At 59.7% G+C, this 20528-nt stretch carries 15 protein-coding genes and 1 pseudogene; 7 read left to right on the top strand and 9 right to left on the bottom strand.

Annotation, left to right across the window (positions count from 1 at the left end):
- Positions 1–92: 92 nt before the first annotated feature.
- Together D3M70_RS22965 and hutC are read right to left on the bottom strand one after the other, a co-directional pair.
- Positions 93–686: a HutD family protein gene (locus tag D3M70_RS22965; RefSeq protein ID WP_120127914.1), complete on the bottom strand. Its 594-nt coding sequence runs from the start codon at positions 684–686 to the stop codon at positions 93–95.
- The gene (gene hutC / locus D3M70_RS22960; protein WP_177418473.1) at positions 683–1393 is read right to left on the bottom strand and encodes a histidine utilization repressor; all 711 of its coding nucleotides are present in this window, start codon (positions 1391–1393) and stop codon (positions 683–685) included. Before hutC ends, D3M70_RS22965 begins: the two co-directional genes overlap by 4 nt.
- A gap of 197 nt (positions 1394–1590) precedes the next feature.
- Between hutC and D3M70_RS22955 the strand changes: the two genes are divergently transcribed.
- Positions 1591–2955 carry a formimidoylglutamate deiminase gene (locus tag D3M70_RS22955; RefSeq protein ID WP_120127912.1) on the top strand — a complete coding sequence of 455 codons (1365 nt, stop codon included), beginning with the start codon at positions 1591–1593 and terminating at the stop codon, positions 2953–2955.
- A 194-nt stretch (positions 2956–3149) separates the two neighbouring features.
- Here D3M70_RS22955 and D3M70_RS22950 read toward each other — a convergent pair whose 3' ends face one another.
- Together D3M70_RS22950 and bamE are read right to left on the bottom strand one after the other, a co-directional pair.
- Positions 3150–3707 carry a lipocalin family protein gene (locus D3M70_RS22950; RefSeq protein ID WP_256659980.1) on the bottom strand — a complete coding sequence of 186 codons (558 nt, stop codon included), beginning with the start codon at positions 3705–3707 and terminating at the stop codon, positions 3150–3152.
- Between the two features lie 26 nt (positions 3708–3733).
- On the bottom strand, positions 3734–3988 hold the full coding sequence (gene bamE / locus D3M70_RS22945) for an outer membrane protein assembly factor BamE (protein WP_081563693.1): 255 nt from the start codon (positions 3986–3988) through the stop codon (positions 3734–3736).
- A gap of 223 nt (positions 3989–4211) precedes the next feature.
- Between bamE and D3M70_RS22940 the strand changes: the two genes are divergently transcribed.
- Both D3M70_RS22940 and D3M70_RS22935 read left to right on the top strand, forming a co-directional pair.
- Positions 4212–4484, top strand: a complete 273-nt coding sequence (locus D3M70_RS22940; protein ID WP_120127910.1) for a type II toxin-antitoxin system Phd/YefM family antitoxin — start codon at positions 4212–4214, stop codon at positions 4482–4484.
- The gene (locus D3M70_RS22935) at positions 4481–4813 is read left to right on the top strand and encodes a type II toxin-antitoxin system RelE/ParE family toxin (RefSeq protein WP_120127909.1); all 333 of its coding nucleotides are present in this window, start codon (positions 4481–4483) and stop codon (positions 4811–4813) included. The genes D3M70_RS22940 and D3M70_RS22935 overlap by 4 nt, the downstream gene beginning before the upstream one ends.
- Before the next feature lie 3 nt (positions 4814–4816).
- Here the strand turns inward: D3M70_RS22935 and D3M70_RS22930 are convergent, their stop codons facing one another.
- The 5 genes and pseudogenes from D3M70_RS22930 to D3M70_RS22910 form a co-directional block, all read right to left on the bottom strand.
- Positions 4817–5419, bottom strand: a complete 603-nt coding sequence (locus D3M70_RS22930; protein ID WP_120127908.1) for a DUF924 family protein — start codon at positions 5417–5419, stop codon at positions 4817–4819.
- Positions 5420–5424: 5 nt separating this feature from the next.
- Positions 5425–6435: a class 1 fructose-bisphosphatase gene (locus D3M70_RS22925; RefSeq protein WP_120127907.1), complete on the bottom strand. Its 1011-nt coding sequence runs from the start codon at positions 6433–6435 to the stop codon at positions 5425–5427.
- 201 nt (positions 6436–6636) lie between these two features.
- Positions 6637–8031, bottom strand: coding sequence for a DUF3999 domain-containing protein (locus tag D3M70_RS22920; RefSeq protein ID WP_120127906.1), 1395 nt, complete (start codon positions 8029–8031; stop codon positions 6637–6639).
- Positions 8028–10880: a DUF2339 domain-containing protein gene (locus D3M70_RS22915; RefSeq protein WP_120127905.1), complete on the bottom strand. Its 2853-nt coding sequence runs from the start codon at positions 10878–10880 to the stop codon at positions 8028–8030. Before D3M70_RS22915 ends, D3M70_RS22920 begins: the two co-directional genes overlap by 4 nt.
- 251 nt (positions 10881–11131) lie before the next feature.
- Positions 11132–13490, bottom strand: a pseudogene (locus D3M70_RS22910) (glycogen/starch/alpha-glucan phosphorylase); the annotation flags it as partial.
- Between the two features lie 573 nt (positions 13491–14063).
- Here D3M70_RS22910 and pip point away from each other — a divergent pair.
- The 4 genes from pip to mdoH all read left to right on the top strand — a co-directional run bounded on the left by pip (position 14064) and on the right by mdoH (position 20467).
- A complete protein-coding gene (gene pip, locus D3M70_RS22905) occupies positions 14064–15035 on the top strand; it encodes a prolyl aminopeptidase (RefSeq protein ID WP_120127903.1) in 972 nt (323 codons plus the stop codon).
- Between the two features lie 148 nt (positions 15036–15183).
- Positions 15184–15621: a D-aminoacyl-tRNA deacylase gene (dtd, locus tag D3M70_RS22900; RefSeq protein ID WP_120127902.1), complete on the top strand. Its 438-nt coding sequence runs from the start codon at positions 15184–15186 to the stop codon at positions 15619–15621.
- Positions 15622–15879: 258 nt separating this feature from the next.
- Positions 15880–17886, top strand: coding sequence for a glucan biosynthesis protein G (locus D3M70_RS22895; RefSeq protein WP_165869866.1), 2007 nt, complete (start codon positions 15880–15882; stop codon positions 17884–17886).
- Positions 17879–20467 (top strand): glucans biosynthesis glucosyltransferase MdoH, encoded by a 2589-nt coding sequence (gene mdoH / locus D3M70_RS22890; RefSeq protein WP_120127900.1) that lies wholly within the window; start codon positions 17879–17881, stop codon positions 20465–20467. The genes D3M70_RS22895 and mdoH overlap by 8 nt, the downstream gene beginning before the upstream one ends.
- The last annotated feature ends 61 nt before the right edge of the window (positions 20468–20528 follow it).

The raw sequence follows: 20528 nt of genomic DNA, 5'->3' as shown, positions 1-20528 counted from the left end.
TAGAAGCGCTTGCCCGGGATTCAGGCTATGCGGTTGTTCTGATGTGCCGGGTCATCGCTCATCGCGGGCAAGCACGCTCCTGCAGAGGCCGGTCAGATCGCCGTTAGTTCGATCACGCAACAACGGCTGGCGCGCGGCGCATACAGGACGACTTCCAACAACGAACCTTCTGCGTTGTCCAGTTGCAGGCAATCGTGCCGCTCCAGTAACTGCGGCGGATGTTCGCCGACATTGGCCGCCATCTGCTCCGCCGCGCTGAATACCAGAAACGCATTGGCCGAACTGAAGAAGCGCTGAGGTTGCAGCACGTCGATCCACTGTAGCCGCGCTCGAAAGCGGTTCGGCGAATAGATCAGGTTGAAATCGCGGATCGGGCCATCCAGCAAAGTGCAGGACACCCGACTGTCGCCGCTGAAGGCAAACGGGTCGGAAACCAGCAAAGGCTCGCTGTCCTTACCATCGATGTTTAGCGTCATGCCGGCGCCTTGCAGCACCGTGATGATTCGCAGATAACCGGCGAACACCGAAAAATCGCCCGGCTCGCCGATATCGGCAATCGACAGGCGCCAACCGAAACCCTCCAGCCCGTCGCCTGCGTCACGGGTGATTTCCTCGGTGCTGCCTCCACCGTTTTTCCAGGGCATGCGCGGGTAATCGACGGCACGTAGAACAGTCAGGCGGGTCATTTGCTGAAACGTCCTTCCAGGCGGTGGCGGGAGCCGGGGTGGATCAGGCGGGCGGCGGTCACCGGCTGGCGGCCGGACCAGGTACGACGCCGAACCAACAGGCATGGCTCCCCCTTTTCGATCTGCAGCAATTTGCATTCGTCAGGTTCGGCCAGAATCGCCTCGACCACGTGCTCGCCCTCGGTCAGGGGGGCGACCTGGTTGAGGTAGGCGTAGGGCGTCTGTTTGGTGAAGTCCTGTTGCAAATATTCCGGCGCAACCAAGGCGTTGACGAAACGGTCCTCGATTTGCACGGGAATACCGTTTTCGAAATGCACGATCAACGAGTGAAACACCCGCTGGCCTTCGCGCATGTCCAGTGCCAGGGCGCGTTCGGAACCGGCAGCCTCTTCGCACAGGATGATCACCTGACAGGTGTGGGTGTGGCCGCGGGCGGCGATTTCATCGGCGATATTGTGGACTTCGAACAGGGCGGACTGAGTTTTCGGCTCGGCGACAAAGGTCCCGACGCCCTGCATGCGCACCAGCATGCCTTCAGCGGTCATCTCCCGCAGGGCGCGGTTGATCGTCATGCGGCTGAAACCCAGTTGGGTGACCAGTTCACTTTCAGAAGGCACGCGATGGTGCGGCGGCCAGGTCCCGTTCTGGATCTGTTGGGTGATCATTTGCTTCACCCTGGCGTACAGCGGCGCCGGACTGTCACCCATCTGGGCGGCCAGCGGAGAGTTGGCAGGCGGAGTCGGCACTGAAAAGTCCTTGTTATGGCGTAAAAGTCGGAGGCAACTGGCGTCGTATGGCGCTCACGCTAACCATTTACGCGTACAACGACAAGCCTGCCGCAGTTTACCGGGCAGACAAACGTCTGTATATGTATAGACAATTTCAAGCCAGGGGGTGCAAAGCCATGTCCGTTTTCTTTGCCGAACGAGCGTTATTGCCCGCCGGCTGGGCGAATAACGTACGTTTCGAGATCAGCGCCGAAGGTTATCTGACTAGCGTTCAGGCCAATGCCGACCGGCAGGGGGCCGAACTGATCAGCGGTCCGGTGGTGCCGGGCATGCCGAATCTGCACTCCCACGCGTTTCAGCGCGCAATGGCCGGTCTGGCGGAGGTCGCGGGCAACCCGAATGACAGCTTCTGGACCTGGCGTGATCTGATGTATCGCCTGGTCGGGCAAATCAGCCCGGAGCAGTTGGGCGTGATTGCGCGGCAGTTGTACATCGAGATGCTCAAAGGCGGCTTCACCTCGGTCGCTGAATTCCATTACGTGCACCAGGACACCACCGGCAAGTCCTACACGAACCCTGCGGAGCTGGCGCTGCAAGTCAGTCAGGCGGCAAGTTCGGTCGGCATCGGCATGACGCTGCTACCGGTGCTTTATACCCACTCGGGTTTTGGCGGTCTTGCACCGAATGAGGGGCAACGTCGGTTCATCAACAGCACCGAACGTTATCTGGACCTGCAATCGCGCCTCAAACCGATCATGACTGCGCAACCCGCGCAGGCGCTGGGTTTGTGCTTCCATTCTCTACGCGCTGTCACACCCCAGCAGATCACTGACGTAATGGCCGCCAGCGACAGCCAATGCCCGGTCCACATTCACATCGCCGAACAGCAGAAGGAGGTCGACGATTGCCTGGCCTGGAGCGGTCGTCGCCCTCTGCAATGGCTGTACGAAAACGTCGATGTCGACGAGCGCTGGTGTCTGGTGCACGCCACCCACGCAGAGGCCGATGAAGTGGCATCGATGGCCAGGAGTCGCGCTGTGGCGGGACTGTGCCTGACGACTGAAGCGAATCTGGGCGACGGGATCTTCCCGGCCGTGGATTACATCGCTCAGGGGGGGCGTTGGGGTATCGGGTCGGACAGCCACGTCTCGCTCAGCGTCGTCGAAGAATTGCGTTGGCTGGAATATGGTCAGCGATTGCGCGATCAGCGCCGTAACCGGCTGTACCGTCCCGACCAGCCGATGGTCGGGCGCACGCTGTACGACGCTGCGCTGCTAGGCGGCGCCCAGGCGTTGGGGCAGCCGGTTGGCGCGCTGGAAGTCGGCAAACGTGCTGACTGGCTGGTGCTCGATGGCAACGATCCGTATCTGGCGACTGCTTCGGGCGATGGCATCCTCAATCGCTGGTTGTTCGGCGGTGGCGATCGACAGATTCGTGAGGTGATGGTCAACGGTCGGTGGGTGATTCGCGAAGGGCGGCATGCCGATGAAGAAGTAAGCCGCCGGTCGTTTGCGCAGGTGCTGCGCGAGTTGTTGGGTTAAACACAGGCGGATGATGAATCCCCTGTAGGCGTGAGCTTGCTCGCGATAGCGTCAGGTCGGTCACATGGATGTTGACCGGCAAACCGCAATCGCTTGTGTAGGCGCGCGCTTGCCCGCGATTGAGGTTGTCGGTCGACATCACGTTGCGTGACAAACCACATCACGGGCAAACGCGCTCCCACCAGGAAGCGGTGCTATTGAGCGGATTTGGCGATCGTCGAATCCTCAGCCCGCCAGATCAGGCGAGTGGTGTCATAACCCTGTTGTTGCGCCTTCATCACAAGCTCACTGCGCGTCGTCTCATCCACGTGCGCCGTGCGGGACAGTAGCCACAGGTACTTGCGATTCGGGTTACCGACCAGCGCCAGCTTGTAGTCGTCGCTGACGTAGAGCACCCAGTAGTTACCCTTGGCGACACCCGGCAGCAGACGTGAGAACCAATTGTCGAACACCACCCAAAGTTTGTCGGTCTTGCCTTCGACCTGCGGCGAAGCGGTGCCGGTGGCTTCTTCCCACTTGCCTTCCGGCGTGCGGCAGCGATTGGTCACGGCGATGTTGCCGTCATCCTTGAGCGCGTAATGGGCTTCGGACTGCGCGCAGTTGCGCTGGAAAAACATCGGCAGTCGCGCCAGTTCGTACCAGGTGCCCTGGTAACGCTTCAAGTTCACGCGGTCCTCGGTGCGGGGAGCCATGGATTCTGCTTGCGGAACCACTGCGCAGGCTGACAGCCACAGTGCGGTCAGCGTCAGCATGGTAAAACGCATCACTCGGTGAATGTTCATTTGAGACCCTGACCTGAATACAGCACGACCTTATCGGCGGCATATTGAACACTGATAAACGTCTTCTGATCGCCCCAGGTGCAGCTGGACATCCCCAGAGCGCCGGAGCATTCAGTCGGGCTGCCCAGCAGCTGTTCGATTTGCGCCTTCGACATGCCCGCCGAGATTTTTGAATAGTTTTCCTGATTGATCTTGCTGCACGCGGCCAGCAGCACGCAGAACGACAACAACGCGAGAGAGCGCAAAGACATGGGTGAAGCTCCTGAATCGAAAGGGGGCGACGTCGCAGTGTTGGCCGATGGCGCAATCACTGGCGTGATGCCGCAAGCTTAGAAGAGAAAAGAGCGGATCTGGTTCCGCCCCTGTGATGACTTTGCCAGAACGCTTCTGCCAGCCGCTTATGCGAATCGGTAATTAGCGAGGGTGACCAAATTAAGACTAGAATCAGTCCTGCCTAATATTGGGAGGGGCGCCATGAAATTTTCGTCACAAGTCAAGCCGATCAGCTACCTGAAAAGCCATGCCGCCGAGATCGTGAAGACGATTTCGGAGAGTCGAGAGCCAATGCTGATTACACAAAATGGTGAAGCAAAGCTCGTCGTCATGGACGTGAAAACTTACGAGGAGCAGATGGAAACGTTCGCACTGCTGAAGATACTGGCGTTGGGCAACAGAGAAATCGAAGAGGGTCACTTTGAGAATGTAGAGGACGTGTTCGGCGAGCTGGACGGGGCCGCTGACCAATGAGTTTCAACGTCGTCATCCTCCACTCTGCAAAGCTGGATCTGAAAGAACTTCGCGATTACCTGATTGCCAGATTCTCCCGGTCGGTCTGGCTGGACACATCGCAGAATCTGAAAAAAACCATGCTGATGCTGGCTGTCTCTCCGCAAGCGGGATCGGTCCCGGACGAGATCGAGATGCTAAATCTCAGTGAGTATCGACAGGTGTTGTGCGGCATGAACCGCATCATTTATGAGATTCGACAGGATGTGGTGTTTATCCACGCGGTCGTCGATGTGCGCCGGGATATGGTTTCGCTGCTGACGAGGCGTCTTTTGCGCGTTGACCGATAAGCCTCAAAACCGCGACCCGCGCTCCTTCAGAAACTCCACTTCCTCAACAGTAGACTCACGGCCCAGCAGCGCATTGCGATGCGGGTACCTGCCAAAGCGTTCGATCACCACACGATGCTTTTTCGCGTAGTCCAGCGTCCGGGTGAAATACTCGCGATCCGTGGCAGGCAGCAACGGCAGGAGGTTGGCGAAGCGTCGAACGGCTTCGTCCTGAGCGGCTAGGTTTTCGGCGTGTTCGAGCACCAGATAGATAAAGGTGCGTTGCAGCGGGCTCAGCGCCAGATCGCGTTCAAGCTTCAGACCGTGATGGACCAGTTCTTGTGCGCGTTTGTCGCCGGAAAAGGATTTGGGTGTATCGCGGAAAATCATGCGCGGCAGTTGATCCAGCAACAGCACCAGCGCCAGCCAGCCTTGCGGGGTCTCGGCCCATTCGGACAACCCACCCTTGAGCGCCAGCTCCACCAGACCACCGAAGCGGTGTAGCGCGTCGGTGTCCTGAGACTTCTTCTTGCCGAACCAGAGCTTGTTTTTCGCCTTGGCAACCTCGGTCGGCGACTCGGCAGAACCGAACCACCAATCAAGCAGAGGCCGCCAGGGCGCGCTCATGATCCTTACTCTTTGTGGTACGAAGTCGCGCGTTCCACTTCTTCTTTCGAGCCCAGGAATACGGCTACACGCTGGTGCAGGCCGTCAGGCTGAATGTCGAGGATGCGCTGATGACCGTCGGTGGACGCGCCACCCGCCTGTTCCACCAGGAATGACATCGGGTTGGCTTCGTACATCAGGCGCAGTTTGCCCGGCTTGGACGGCTCGCGAGCGTCGCGCGGGTACATGAACAGGCCACCTCGAGTCAGGATGCGGTGCACGTCTGCGACCATCGCTGCGACCCAGCGCATGTTGTAGTTCTTCTTCAGCGGGCCTTCTTCACCGGCCAGCAGTTCTTCGACGTAGCGCTTGACCGGCGCTTCCCAGTGACGCTGGTTGGACATGTTGACCGCGAACTCCTGAGTGGACTCCGGGATCTTGATGTCTTCGTGGCTCAGCACGAAGCTGCCCATTTCGCGGTCCAGCGTAAAGCCTTTGACGCCGTCGCCCAGGGTCAGCACCAGCATGGTTTGCGGACCATAGATCGCGTAACCGGCTGCCACTTGCTGAGTGCCAGGCTGAAGGAAGGCCTTTTCGTTCAGGGCTTCGTTCTGGCTCAGGTATTCATTCGGGCAGCGCAGCACAGAGAAGATGGTGCCGACCGGCGCGTTGATGTCGATGTTGGAGGAGCCGTCCAGTGGGTCGAATACCAACAGGTATGCGCCCTTCGGGTATTTGCCCGGGATCTGATAGGCGTTGTCCATTTCTTCCGACGCCATGCCAGCCAGGTGACCGCCCCATTCGTTGGCTTCGAGCAGGATTTCGTTGGACATCACGTCCAGTTTCTTCTGCACTTCACCTTGAACGTTTTCAGTACCCATGCTGCCGAGGACGCCACCCAGGGCGCCTTTGGATACTGCGTGGCTGATTTCCTTGCACGCACGCGCCACCACTTCGATAAGGAAGCGCAGATCGGCAGGAGTGTTATTGCTGCGGGTCTGCTCAATCAGATAACGACTCAGGGTAACGCGGGACATGGAGAGCTCCGAAGAAGGGGGGAAGAAAAACGCGGACAGTTTAACGCGTGTAACGACTTAATACTGCCTGTCAGACCGACTTGGTAGTGATTGAGTTCACGGGCTACATGAGCGTAGACGCACATCGGTGACAAGTTGGTGTACATCTGCCGGGTTTTTGCGTTTTCGGGATCGGTTCAGCGATAACCCGATCCCAAAATTTTATCTAGACCGTGATGCGCGGAGCGTGCCCAGTGCCATCCAGCCAAGAAAAAGCACCCCAAGCACCAGAACACTCCACAGCCCGATGCGCTTCCAGTCGGGGCCAGTCGAGACTGGAGCCACGGGCGCCGCAACGGCAACCGGCGTCACCGTCAGTTTCGCGCTGCCCAGTGCCGCCAGTTTTTCCGGCGTCACGCCGGGCACCAATGTCGACAGCGGCAGGCTTGCACTCTTTATGGTCGGGTTACCGATGGCCAGGCTGTAGGGCGGAGCACCGCGCCCCAAAAACACCAGTTGTGTCCCACGCACGGCGAAGCTCAGTTTCGGGGCTTCGCTGCCCAGACCTCCACCGCGGTCGTCCACTTCCAGCTTCAGTTGCTGCACGACATCGCCGGGTAATTCCATCTCATCCTGCACCACGTCCCGCCCGTTCTGGGTCAGGCGGTAGAGAAGACCGCTGTCGATGAGCTGCCAGGGTGAATTGCTGTCGCGACGACCATACAGCGCTGCGGGTGCAAGACTGTTGGGCTGGCTGATGGCGACTTTCATGCGCTCAAGCGGCAGGGCGACCGGTAACTGCCAGATATAGACGCCCGGCTTCTCGACGTTGCCGTCGATGGAAGGCGACCAGCTCAGAGGCAGAACGCCGGGGCGTGTGTGAACGACCTGTGCGGACGTCAGCGTCGGCGCCGATTGAGGCGTGCTCCACAGCAGACGCAGATAGCGGGCGTTGCGTCCGGGCAGGGTGACAACGCGCTGCTCGACAAGCTCATCGGCAAACGACAACCGCGCCACCTGGCCTTCGCCCCAACGCTTCCAATGCTGCAGATCGTCGCTGGCTTCGATGCTGAAACGCTGGAAGCCTTCGCGTTCGGTGCTCCAGTCGAGAATCAGTTGGTCCAGAGGCGCCTTGATGGGGCTCGTGTCCAGCAGCCAGCCACGCAGGATTTCCTCGCCCGCTTCGATTTCACCTTGCGGTTGAACCTCGACCAACGTGCCATTGCTCGAACGCTCGACACGGATTCTGGGCTCGGCGTCTCTGGCGTCATCGCTGTTGTAGAGCGGGAACCATTTCACCGCGACCGGAGTTTGGTCATCCTGGCGCTGCGGTTCTGCGAGGGTGATCGCATAAGGCTGAGCCTGACCGTCAGCGTTAAACACACGTACATCATTGAGGTTGCTCTGACGTGCATTAAGCTGCAGGGCCAGCGGCAGTTCGAGGCGATACCACGGGCCTTCGCCGCTGACGGTCAGCTGCGTGTGACTGGCGAAGTCGTCTGGCAGATCCTCTGCCCGGACCTGAGCCTGACCTAACAGCCCTGTGCAGAGTAGAGCGCCGAAAACAGCGCCCTTGACGATGGACGGATGACTCACCAACTGACTCCTGCGCTTCATTGCGGTGCCGAATCCTGAGTCGCATCGTCGGCTGATGGTGGACTGCGGGAAGGGATTTTCGGCGGTAGTGGTGCGAAATATCCCACTACGAGCAACAGAATGCCAACGCCGATAAACGATACGATCCGCTCCAGACCGCCACGATTGCTCAGCTCGACGAAGAACAGTTTGGCGACCACGATGCCGATCAGCGCCGCGCCAGCGATCCAGATTTCACGTCGTGCCCGCAGGTGTCCGCCGATCATCAAGGCCAGCGCCATCAAGGTCCAGACAATGGACAGCCCGGCTTGTACACGCATGGAATCGAAGAGCGCGTCGGTGTCCCAGGCCACATTCGCCCAGTGATGAGCGCTGCGCAGAACCATCGCGGTGACCAGCGCGAACAGCGATGCGCCGGCAATCACCAAGGCAGCCCTGCGTGCGTCTGCGCAATTGATGCCCAACTGCGGCAGTTGCTTGCGCGTCCAACTGACAATGCCGGTCAGAGTGATCAACAGCCCCAGCTCAAGCGGGTTGAGCAAAGGGATGTAGGGCAACGGATCGGCAGCACCTTCGCTGAATCCGTTCGCCAGCCAGAACCACGCCAGCATCAGCAACGCGAGCGGCGCGGCCGCCCATACGCGATACTCGCGAGGGTAGGCATTCAACGGCCAAGGCCCATTGCGCGAAGCGGTCATCGCGAGCAGATACAGGCTTGGCAACAGCGCCCAGCCGAGCCAGCGCCAGGCGTTGTAGGACTCGGACAACACCAGCAATCCATAGCGCAATTCCAGCGACAAAACCCCAATGATCAGCCAACAACCGAGTACATGAGCGGCACTGCGCAAGCGGGGGTGCAGGATTGCGTCGAGCTGTCGCAATGACAACAGGTGAGCGGCCAATACGGCCAGCCAACCCAACCACCCCCAATCGGCGGCGGGGTGGTAATACGGGTCGAAAAGCATGAGACCGAGCAACAGGCAGCTGGTGGGCGTAAGCAATACGCACAGTTGCGCAAGCCCCGACCATTTAAGACGCAATGAGGCGAGGGTCCATAGCACGACGCTGATACCGCCCAGCAGCAACAGCGTTGGCATTTCCCGTGCGCCCGGCACGTAGTGCGTGCTGACGCGCAGGGCGATTGACCACCACGCCGCGCCCCAGATCAGCAGTGCGGGTTGCAACAGACGTTCGCTGAGTGCCAGGCGCAGGGTGCCGATGCGTTCGGTGATAAAAGCACTGATCAGACCGGCGAGGGCGATGATCAGCGGTGTCCAGAAATCGCCTGGATTGAAGCTCTGTGAGTGCTCGCGCCCCACCATCCCCAGAAACGCAGCCCCTGCCCCGAGTTGCAACAAAATGCCGAAGACGCGGGCCAGCATTCTGTTCTGACGCATACCGAGCCAGAACACAGCAGCGCCTTCGACCGCCCAGGCGACGGTCGTCCATTGCGCGCTCAAGCCCAGAGGGACCGCCAGCGTCGCAAACACAACACCCAGCGCCAAGCAGGTTTCCACCAACAGCAACGCCCGATCGGCTCCACCCGCAGCCGACGCACGACCGGCTAGCACTCGTGCGATTCCCATATAAAGGAGGCCCATCACCAGCGCGCTGAAGGCCGGACCGAATTCGAAGTGCTGGACGATCGCGTATTGCAGGCCGAACCCGGCAATCGGCGTGCCGAACAACAGACTGCCATCGACGTAATGACTTTGCGTTGCCGACCAGCGCAGCATGGCCTCGCGACTGTCGTCATCGGGGCCGGTGCTGTGCTCCTGCAATTTACGACGAGCGAACAGCAGACCGATGGCCAGATACATCAGGAAGAACAGAACCAGAAAGGGCTCGGTACTCCAGAACAATTCCGATGTATAGGATTTCAACCCCCACGCGCAGCCGATGCCGAACGTGCCGATGAAGCCGATCAGGTTCAATGGACGCCAGGCCTTGAACCAGGCAATGGCGAAAATGCCTGCGTTGAGTAGCGCGAAGTAACTGAACAGCGCGACATGGCTGCCTTCCCCGCTGGAAGTCAGTAGCGGCGCTGCGAATCCGCCAAGGGCTGCCACGCAAGCCAGAGCCAGCGAGTTCTGGGTAAGTGCCAGGATCGCCGAAAACACCGTGACGGCGATCAGCAAACCGAAGGCCATGCCCGGCGCCAGCAATGTGTGCACTTTCATTGCGGCGAATACGGTCAGGTACAGCACCGCCACACCGGTGCCCTGCAGCATCAAGGCAAAGGACTCGTTGCGCTGTCGCAGCCACCAGCCCAGGCCCAGCAACACTAACGCGGCGAATGCGACCCCGGCGTAACGCGCCTCTATGGGCACGACCATGCCTTCTGTCGCATAGCGCAGCAGGAACGCCAGCCCCAGAAACAGCAGCACAACACCGATTCGCAGCACGGTATTGCCGCCCAGCAGCCAGTCTCTGGCGCGCAGAAGGGCACTGTCGAAGAAATTGGGTCCAGCCGATACCGAAGGGCGAGCAGGTTGCGGCGCGTCGGCTGGTCGGCGCCATTCGGAATCGCTCGAGGTCTGGCCGGGTTCTGGCTCAAGATCCGGAAGATCGAACAGCAGTTCAGGCCCGGAGTCGGCGACAGGCTGGATATTCAGGGGTGCAGGGGCGGGTGCGTCCGGCAGCTGCGTGGCCGCGGAATCCAGCAGGTTCAGACGCGCTTGAACGGCTTGCAGGTCATGCCGGGCTTTTGTCAGCTCGGCCTTCTGCACAGCGACTTCACGGGCCACGGAGGACAGCCGGAAACTCAGGCCCAGCGCCAGTCCCAGCACCGCGCCGACAGCGCCGCCCGTCAGTGACTCATCGAGCACTGCGCCGATGAACAGACCTGCCAGCAAAAGAATCCATTGCACGCTTCGACATCCCTTCTCGGCCGGTGACCGGCGATGGCCAGGAGTATATCGGCCGCTGAAGAGTAGAAGACAAATTGTGTCGGGTACTGAAGACTCGGTCACCGAAGAAGGGGAGAGTGGCGCGCTCCCCATGTAGCAGTCCGGCTTGCCGGCGGTGGCGATTTCGATAATGTCACCGCCGGCAAGCCGGGCTGCTACAACGATGTTGGCGGGCAGCTCAATCGCGCTTATCCCGCCTTCTATGCGCTACTTCAATCCAGCGCCTTCCAGATCTCGTTGGCGTACTCGCGAATGGTTCTGTCCGAAGAGAACCAACCCATGCGCGCAGTGTTCAGCACCGCCGAGCGCCACCATTCTTTCGAGTCATGCCACCGCGCTTCGACTCTGGCCTGTGCCGCCCAGTAGGATTCGAAATCCGCGCAGACAAAGAAACGGTCGTAATTGATCAGTTGATCGATCAGCCCGGCATAGCGATATGGATCATCCGGCGAGAACACCCCACCACGGATCGCTTGCAGCACATCGTTCAAGCGCGAAGACGCCGTAATGTCGTTGTGCGCATTGAACTCTCCCGCATGTTTGCGCGCTTCGACTTCCTGCGCGGTCATGCCAAAGATGAACATGTGTTCCAGCCCGACCTGCTCGCTCATTTCCACGTTGGCGCCATCCAGCGTGCCGATGGTCAGCGCGCCGTTGAGGCCGAACTTCATGTTACTGGTGCCGGACGCTTCAAGGCCCGCCGTGGAAATCTGCTCCGACAGGTCCGCTGCCGGAATGATGCTTTCGGCAAGACTCACGTTGTAGTTGGGGATGAACACCACTTTCAGACGGCCGCGCAGGGTAGGGTCATTGTTGACCGTCCGCGCGATATCGTTAGCCAGTTTGATGATCAGCTTGGCCGAGTGATAACTGGCCGCCGCCTTGCCCGCGAAGATCTTCACCCGCGGCACCCAATTGGTGCTCGGATCGGCACGCATGGCCTGATACAGCGCCACGGTGTGGAACAGATTGAGCAGTTGGCGCTTGTACTCGTGAATCCGTTTGACCTGCACGTCGAACATGGCTTCAGGGTTGAGGGTGATGCCCATGCGTTCCTGAATGATCGACGCCAGCGCCTGCTTGCTGTGCAGACGTTGCGCGGCAAACTCTTTCTGGAAAGCCGGTTGGTCGGCCAGCGGCTCCAGTTTGAGCAGCGCGGTTTCGTGATTGTCGAGGACCTGTTCGCCGAGTTCCTTGACCAGCATCGCCGTCAACTGCGGGTTGGACTGGAACAGCCAGCGACGGAACGTAATGCCGTTGGTTTTGTTGTTGATGCGCTCGGGATAGAGCTTGTGCAGTTGCGCGAAAACAGTCTTGCGCATCAGTTGGGTGTGCAGCGCCGACACTCCATTGATGCTGTGCGAGCCGATGAACGCCAGGTTACCCATGCGCACGCGGCGACCGTTGTCTTCTTCGATCAGCGACACCGCACGCAGCAGGTCGAACAGATCAGGATCGTCTTTGTGCTCGATACGCACGTTGTCGATGTGCTGGGCGTTGATCATGTAGATGATCTGCATGTGGCGTGGCAGCATGCGTTCCATCAGACCGACGGACCAGGTTTCCAGCGCTTCGGGCAACAAGGTGTGGTTGGTGTAGGCGAGGGTGCCGACGGTGATGCGCCAGGCTTCGTCCCATTCCACGTCATACAGGTCGATGAGGATACGCATCAGCTCCGCCACCGCGATCGACGGGTGCGTATCGTTCATCTGGATTGCTGCGTGCTCCGGCAGGCTGTTGATGGTGTAGCCCATGTTCTTGTGGCGGCGCAGCAAGTCCTGCAGCGAGGCCGAGACGAAGAAATATTCCTGACGCAGGCGCAGTTCCTGACCGGCCTCGGTGCTGTCGTTCGGATACAGCACGCGGGAAATACTCTCCGCCCTGACGACTTCTGCCACGGCACCGACGTGGTCACCGGCGTTGAAGCGCTCAAGGTGCAGGTCTTCCACAGCTCGGGCACGCCACAGGCGCAAGGTGTTGACCGCCTTGCCGCGCCATCCGACCACCGGGGTGTCATAGGCAATGGCTCGCACGGTTTCGCCCGCATGCCAGACCTGTCGGGTTTCGCCCGACGCGTCCAGCACCGGCGCACCAGTGACGTCGAGCACTGGCTGCACGCTGCCGCCGAAGCCGATCTGGTAGATCACTTCCGGACGTTCGAACTCCCACGGGTTACCGAAATCAAGCCAGTTTTCGGTCTGTTCCTGCTGCCAACCGTCTACGATGGCCTGGCGAAACAGGCCGTGCTCATAACGAATACCGTAGCCATGACCGGCGATGCCCAGCGTTGACATGCTTTCCATGAAACAGGCGGCCAGACGCCCCAGGCCACCGTTGCCCAATGCGGCATCGGGTTCCAGTGTGCGGATTTTTTCCAGGTCGACGTTCAGGCCCTTGAGCGCTTCGCGAGCGATTTCCATGATGCCCAGATTGCTCAGGCTGTCGAACATCAAGCGTCCGATCAGGAACTCCAGAGACAGGTAATAGACGCGCTTTCTTTCCTGCTTGTAGATGTAGCGCGTGTGGTTCATCCAGCGCTCGGCCATCTTGTCGCGGGTCGCCAGGGCAATGNGCGGCAGCCATGCCGACGGCATACTCGAGTTTGGTGAGCACAGCTTCACGAAAGGCTGCCACTTCAGCGTCACGAACGTTGGGTTCCGGAGACATCGGGTACGACCTCAAGTTGGTTGGACGATTGAAAGGGGTTGTTTGACTGTAGGGCGTGTCGTTGGTTATTTCCTGCCAATTGAATGAGATTTCCGCTTGCACGACCCTCGGTTCGACTCGGGTAAAGCGCTCTGGTTCGCCTGCATTTGAACTTCAAAGGCGTGGGTGGAAACGCTTGCATTGATCGTTCCAACCTTGTTGTCCGCCATAGACTCCCCCGGCTCACAAAACTCTTCAGGTTCATTTCTTTCCCTGTAGCAGTCCGGCCGGGCGACGTTCCGTTTGCCGGCGGTGACGTCTTCGCAATCGCTGCCGCCGGCAAGCCGGACTGCACAGATTGGTCTTAACTCCCAGACACCCAGAGAACAGGGGTGACAGCTGCGCAGAAACAGGCAAGCATGATGATTCGTGGATTCGGGTTTATGATGCCCAACGGCAGATAGATAGAAGCCCCTGAATTGGACTTATGGAGCACCTATGCAGACTTTGTACCCGCAGATCAAACCTTATGCCCGGCACGATCTGGCAGTGGAAGAGCCTCATGTGCTGTACGTCGATGAAAGCGGCTCGCCGGAAGGCTTGCCGGTGGTGTTCATCCACGGTGGCCCGGGTGCGGGATGCGACGCGCAGAGCCGTCGCTACTTCGATCCGAACCTGTATCGCATCATCACTTTCGACCAGCGCGGTTGCGGTCGCTCCACCCCCCACGCCAATCTCGAAAACAACACCACCTGGCATCTGGTCGAAGACCTGGAGCGGATTCGCAAACACCTGGGCATCGACAAATGGGTGCTGTTCGGCGGCTCGTGGGGCTCGACGCTGGCGCTGGCCTACGCCCAGACCCACCCTGATCGCGTTCATGCAATGATTCTGCGCGGCATCTTTCTGTGCCGTCCGCAGGAGATCAAATGGTTCTATCAGGAAGGCGCCAGCCGTCTGTTCCCGGATTACTGGCAGGACTATCTGGCACCGATCCCGCTCGATGAGCGCGGCGACCTGCTCAACGCTTTTCACAAGCGTCTGATCGGCAACGACCAGATTGCGCAGATGCACGCCGCCAAAGCCTGGTCGACCTGGGAAGGCCGCACTGCGACCCTGCGTCCGAATCCGTTGGTGGTTGATCGGTTCTCCGAGCCGCAACGCGCGCTGTCGATCGCCCGGATCGAGTGCCACTACTTCACCAACAATGCATTTCTTGAAGAGAACCAGTTGATTCGCGACATGCCCAAAATCGCGCACCTGCCGGGGATCATTGTGCATGGTCGGTACGACGTGATCTGCCCGCTGGACAATGCATGGGAGCTGCATCAGGCGTGGCCGAACAGCGAACTGCAGGTGATTCGCGATGCGGGCCACGCGGCGTCGGAACCGGGTATCACCGATGCGCTGGTGCGCGCCGCCTCGCAAGTGGCTCGCCGTTTGCTGGATCTGCCGCCAGAAGAGGCGTGATCTGAGTCGGACGCGGTAGTGGGTCTACTGTAGGAGCGCGCTTGCCCGCGATTGCGTCAGTCCGCACATTTCATCGACACCTGACACACCGCTATCGCGGGCAAGCGCGCTCCTACAGGGTGATAACCCTGGAAAACGAGGATCATGAATGAAAGGTCTGCTTCAGCGCGTGCGCGGCGCACGCGTCGAGGTCGCTGGCGAAACCGTCGGCGCCATCGATCAGGGTTTACTGGTATTGGTGGGGGTCGAACCGCAGGACACCCGCGCCAGCGCCGACAAATTGCTGCACAAGCTGCTTAACTATCGGGTGTTCAGCGACGCCGACGGCAAGATGAATCTATCGTTGAGCGATGTGAAGGGCGGTCTGTTGCTGGTTTCACAGTTCACATTGGCGGCAGACACACGAAGCGGCATGCGTCCAAGCTTCTCGAAAGCGGCGCCTCCTGCCTTGGGCGCTGAACTGTTTGACTATCTGCTTGAGAAGGCTAAAACCTCGCACGGGCAGGTAGCGGCGGGCCAATTTGGTGCGGATATGCAGGTGCATTTGGTGAATGATGGCCCGGTGACATTTTTACTGGAGACCTAAAGCGGCGATTCTGGCTGCCATACCCGAATTTATTAGGCAAAAAGCCATAAATACTTTGCTTCCCCTAATGCGTTGTAACGCGGGCTACTAGATAATCGCGCGCTACAAAGACGGGCGATTGCTCGTCAAATTGGTAAAAACGCAGACTGGTCCGACGTCGTTTGGGGAATCATTGGCCCCTTTCGGAGTCGGAACAATGCTCGCCAACCCGGCATTTGATAGCTGGCCGTTGGTTTCTTCATCTGTTTTCGGCGAGGGTTGCTCGTGATTGTTAGTCCATGTAATGCACCAAAGACCCCTGGCAAGCGCCTGCGCAGGGCCTTGTTGGCCGGGTCGGCTCTGTTTTGTCTTTTCGGCGCCGGTCAGCTCTGGGCGTTCGATCTTGACGACGTGGCGACAAAGGCCAAAGAATTGGCCGGACAGAAATTCGTAGCGCCAAAGAGCAACCTTCCTGCGGAATTCCGCGACATGAAGTTTGCCGACTATCAGAAAATTCGCTTCCTGCAGGACAAGGCGGAATGGGCCAATGACAAAACCCCGTTCAAGCTGTCCTTCTACCACCAGGGCATGCACTTCGACACGCCGGTCAAGATCAACGAAGTGACGGCCACCACCGTCAACGAGATCAAGTACGACCCGAGCCGCTTCGATTTCGGCGATGTGAAGTTTGATCCAAAGTCGACCGAGAACCTGGGTTACGCTGGTTTCCGCGTCACCTACCCGATCAACAAAGACGACAAGCAAGACGAGATCATGACCATGCTGGGCGCGAGCTATTTCCGCGTCATCGGCAAAGGTCAGGTTTATGGCTTGTCCGCACGCGGCATGGCCATCGACACTGCGATGCCGTCCGGTGAAGAATTTCCGCGGTTCACCGAGTTCTGGATCGAGAAGCCGGGCACTGACGACAACCATCTGGTGATCTTCGCGCTGCTGGATTCCCCGCGCGCCACTGGCGCCTACAAGCTGACCCTGCGTCCGGGCACCAACACGCTTGTCGACGTTCAATCGCGCATGTATCTGCGTGACAAAGTCGGCAAACTGGGCGTTGCGCCGCTGACCAGCATGTACCTGTTCGGCGCCAACCAGCCGTCGAAAGTCCTCAACTATCGCCGCGAGCTGCACGACTCCAGCGGTCTGTCGATTCAGGCGGCCAACGGCGAGTGGATCTGGCGTCCGCTGAACAACCCGAAACATCTGTCGGTCAGCAGCTTCTCGGTTGAAAACCCACGTGGTTTCGGTCTGCTGCAACGTGGTCGCAACTTCAGCCACTACGAAGACCTGGACGACCGCTACGACAAACGTCCGAGCGCCTGGATCGAGCCGAAGGGTGACTGGGGCAAGGGCACTGTCGATCTGGTCGAAATCCCGACTGCCGACGAAACCAACGACAACATCGTTGCCTTCTGGAAGCCGGAAACCCAACCTGAGCCAGGCCAGCCGATTGACTTCAACTATCGTCTGCACTGGACCATGGATGAAGACTCCATTCACTCGCCGGATCTGGGCTGGGTCAAGCAGACTCTGCGCTCCACGGGTGACGTGAAGCAGTCCAACCTGATTCGTCAGCCGGACGGCAGCGTTGCCTATCTGGTCGATTTCGTCGGCCCGACACTGGCCAAAATGGGTGAAGATCCGGCGATTCGCAGCCAGGTCACCACCGATGACAACACCGATCTGGTGGAAAACAACCTGCGCTACAACCCTGTTACCAAGGGCTGGCGTCTGACGCTGCGTCTGAAGGTCAAGGACTCGAACAAACCTGTGGAAATGCGCGCTTATCTGCTGCGCGAGACTCCAGCCGAGCCGGGTAAGGAACCTGCGGTCATCACTGCTGACAAATCAGACAAGAAGCCTGAGAAAAAAGCGGATGCCAAACCGGCTGTAGTGGCAGTGGCACCGAAAGACGAGAAAGCCGAAATCGTGAAAACCGACGCCGTGAAGGTCGGTGACGCGAAGGACGCCAAAGTCGCCAAGGCAGATGCAAAAGCTGACGCCAAGGCAGACGGCAAAGACGCGGCCAAAGCCGATGCCGCCAAGCCTGCCGATGCCGCCAAGCCTGCCGATGCTGCCAAGGTCGCCGATGCCAAGTCCGACGAAGCCTCGCGTCCTGAAGCCGCGCTAGGCGATGCCGCCAAGGCGAACAAAGGCAGCAAAGAAACCCCGCAGCCAGCGGTAGAGGCTGCATCCACCCAACAGGGGCCGGCCATGATTCAACAAGTCCTGACCGAGACCTGGAGCTACCAGTTGCCAGCCGATGAGTAATTCTCAAGCCGTGCCAGAGTCTCTTTCCGAGTACCTTGCACATTTGCCAATGAGCGACGAGCAGCGGGCCGAACTGGCCAGCTGCACCTCGTTCGCTGAGCTGCATGAACGCCTTTCGGCGCAGACCGTCACCGACTCCGCCGAGGCCGCCCAGGCTTCGGTGGGCCGTCGTCTGACACTGACGACCGCTGACGAACTGCAAGACGCAGAAATGCTGAGCGTGGATGCCAGTGGCCGTGTGGTTTTGAAGGCGACGCCGCCGATTCGTCGGACCAAAGTCGTACCGGAGCCATGGCGGACCAACATCCTGCACCGTGGCTGGCGTCGGCTGACCGGCAAAACCAACCCTCCGAAGCCGAGCAAGGATGACTTGCCGCGTGATTTGCCCAAGGCGCGCTGGCGTACGGTCGGTTCTATCCGCCGCTACATCCTGCTGATCCTCATGCTGGGCCAGACCATCGTCGCTGGCTTTTACATGAAGGGCATCCTGCCGTATCAAGGCTGGTCGCTGGTTTCGTTCGACGAAATCAGCCATCAGACCCTCTGGCAAACCGCTGTTCAAGTGATGCCATATGCGTTGCAGACCAGCATTCTGCTGCTGTTCGGTATCTTGTTCTGCTGGGTATCCGCCGGTTTCTGGACGGCACTGATGGGCTTCCTCGAGTTGCTCACCGGGCGCGACAAATACCGTATTTCCGGCGCCAGCGCGGGTAATGAGCCTATCGAAGCCGGTGCCCGCACCGCGCTGGTGATGCCGATCTGCAACGAAGACGTGCCTCGCGTATTCGCCGGTCTGCGCGCCACTTTCGAGTCGGTTGCCGCTACCGGTGACTTGGATCGCTTCGATTTCTTCGTGCTCAGCGACACCAACGAAACCGACATCGCCGTTGCCGAGCAGCAGGCCTGGCTGGACGTCTGCCGTGAAACCGGCGGCTTCGGCAAGATCTTCTATCGTCGTCGCCGCCGTCGCGTAAAACGCAAAAGCGGCAACCTCGATGACTTCTGCCGTCGCTGGGGCGGTGATTACCGTTACATGGTCGTCCTCGACGCTGACTCGGTCATGAGCGGTGAGTGCCTGACCAGTCTGGTACGCCTGATGGAAGCCACCCCGGACGCCGGTATCATCCAGACCGCGCCACGTGCCTCGGGCATGGACACGCTGTATGCGCGCATGCAGCAGTTCGCCACCCGCGTCTATGGTCCGCTCTTCACCGCCGGCCTGCACTTCTGGCAGTTGGGTGAATCCCACTACTGGGGTCACAACGCGATTATCCGCATGAAGCCGTTCATCGAGCACTGCGCACTGGCGCCGTTGCCCGGTAAAGGCGCTTTCGCCGGTGCGATTCTGTCTCACGACTTCGTTGAAGCCGCGCTCATGCGTCGTGCGGGCTGGGGCGTGTGGATTGCCTACGATCTGCCGGGCAGTTATGAAGAACTGCCGCCCAACCTGCTGGATGAACTCAAGCGTGACCGTCGCTGGTGCCACGGTAACCTGATGAACTTCCGCCTGTTCCTGGTCAAAGGCATGCACCCGGTACACCGCGCGGTGTTCCTGACCGGCGTGATGTCTTATCTGTCGGCACCGTTATGGTTCTTCTTCCTGGTGCTGTCCACCGCGTTGCTGGCGGTGAATACGCTGATGGAGCCGACGTACTTCCTCGAACCGCGCCAGCTCTATCCGCTGTGGCCACAGTGGCACCCGGAGAAAGCCGTCGCGTTGTTCTCGACCACCATCGTTCTGCTATTCCTGCCGAAACTGCTCAGTATCGTGCTGATCTGGGCCAAGGGCGCAGTCGGTTACGGCGGTCGCATCAAAGTCACCTTGTCGATGCTGCTGGAGATGCTGTTCTCCATGCTGCTCGCCCCGGTGCGGATGATTTTCCATACCCGTTTCGTACTGGCCGCGTTTCTCGGCTGGGCTGCGACCTGGAACTCGCCGCAGCGTGACGACGACTCGACGCCGTGGAGCGAAGCGGTCAAGCGTCACGGTCCACAGACCCTGCTGGGCTTTGCCTGGGCCTTGTTGGTGGCCTGGCTGAACCCGAGCTTCCTGTGGTGGTTGGTGCCAATCGTCGGGTCGTTGATGCTGTCGATCCCGGTGTCGGTGATTTCCAGCCGGACCAATCTGGGCCTGAAAGCGCGTGACGAAAGCCTGTTCCTGATTCCAGAGGAGCACACCCCGCCGCAGGAACTGGTCTCCACTGATCAGTACACCCACGAGAATCGCTGGCATGCTCTGAACGATGGTTTCGTACGTGCCGTCGTCGATCCGCAGCAGAACGCTCTGGCGTGTGCATTGGCGACCTCGCGTCACCGTCATGCCGAGCCTATCGAGTGGATGCGTGTCGAGCGCGTGCGTCACGCCATCAAGGGCGGTCCGGAGCATCTGAACAACAACGAACGCCTGCAATTGCTGAGCGATCCTGTTGCGCTGGCGCGCCTGCACGAAGCGGTCTGGGCAGAAGGCAACGAAGCCTGGCTCGAAGCCTGGCGCGCGTCGGTCAAGGCCGATCCGCATGCACCGCTGCTGCCACTGCAGCCGGCCACTCACGTCAATGAGCACTCGCTCGTCAACGCATAAGTGACCCCCCGAAGTGGAAACGCCGCCGAAGAGCAATCTTCGGCGGCGTTTTTGTTAGGGG

It is taken from the genome of Pseudomonas sp. LS-2 (genome assembly GCF_003605735.1).
Classification (GTDB): Bacteria; Pseudomonadota; Gammaproteobacteria; order Pseudomonadales; family Pseudomonadaceae; genus Aquipseudomonas.
This window is presented reverse-complemented; position numbering and strand designations above follow the sequence as displayed.

Excerpts from the sequence above, each read along its gene's own strand:
- D3M70_RS22965 (WP_120127914.1), bottom strand. The coding sequence starts at position 686 with ATGACCCGCCTGACTGTTCTACGTGCCGTCGATTACCCGCGCATGCCC.
- hutC (WP_177418473.1), bottom strand. The coding sequence starts at position 1,393 with ATGGGTGACAGTCCGGCGCCGCTGTACGCCAGGGTGAAGCAAATGATC.
- D3M70_RS22955 (WP_120127912.1), top strand. The coding sequence starts at position 1,591 with ATGTCCGTTTTCTTTGCCGAACGAGCGTTATTGCCCGCCGGCTGGGCG.
- D3M70_RS22950 (WP_256659980.1), bottom strand. The coding sequence starts at position 3,707 with ATGCTGACGCTGACCGCACTGTGGCTGTCAGCCTGCGCAGTGGTTCCG.
- bamE (WP_081563693.1), bottom strand. The coding sequence starts at position 3,988 with ATGTCTTTGCGCTCTCTCGCGTTGTTGTCGTTCTGCGTGCTGCTGGCC.
- D3M70_RS22940 (WP_120127910.1), top strand. The coding sequence starts at position 4,212 with ATGAAATTTTCGTCACAAGTCAAGCCGATCAGCTACCTGAAAAGCCAT.
- D3M70_RS22935 (WP_120127909.1), top strand. The coding sequence starts at position 4,481 with ATGAGTTTCAACGTCGTCATCCTCCACTCTGCAAAGCTGGATCTGAAA.
- D3M70_RS22930 (WP_120127908.1), bottom strand. The coding sequence starts at position 5,419 with ATGAGCGCGCCCTGGCGGCCTCTGCTTGATTGGTGGTTCGGTTCTGCC.
- D3M70_RS22925 (WP_120127907.1), bottom strand. The coding sequence starts at position 6,435 with ATGTCCCGCGTTACCCTGAGTCGTTATCTGATTGAGCAGACCCGCAGC.
- D3M70_RS22920 (WP_120127906.1), bottom strand. The coding sequence starts at position 8,031 with ATGAAGCGCAGGAGTCAGTTGGTGAGTCATCCGTCCATCGTCAAGGGC.
- pip (WP_120127903.1), top strand. The coding sequence starts at position 14,064 with ATGCAGACTTTGTACCCGCAGATCAAACCTTATGCCCGGCACGATCTG.
- dtd (WP_120127902.1), top strand. The coding sequence starts at position 15,184 with ATGAAAGGTCTGCTTCAGCGCGTGCGCGGCGCACGCGTCGAGGTCGCT.
- mdoH (WP_120127900.1), top strand. The coding sequence starts at position 17,879 with ATGAGTAATTCTCAAGCCGTGCCAGAGTCTCTTTCCGAGTACCTTGCA.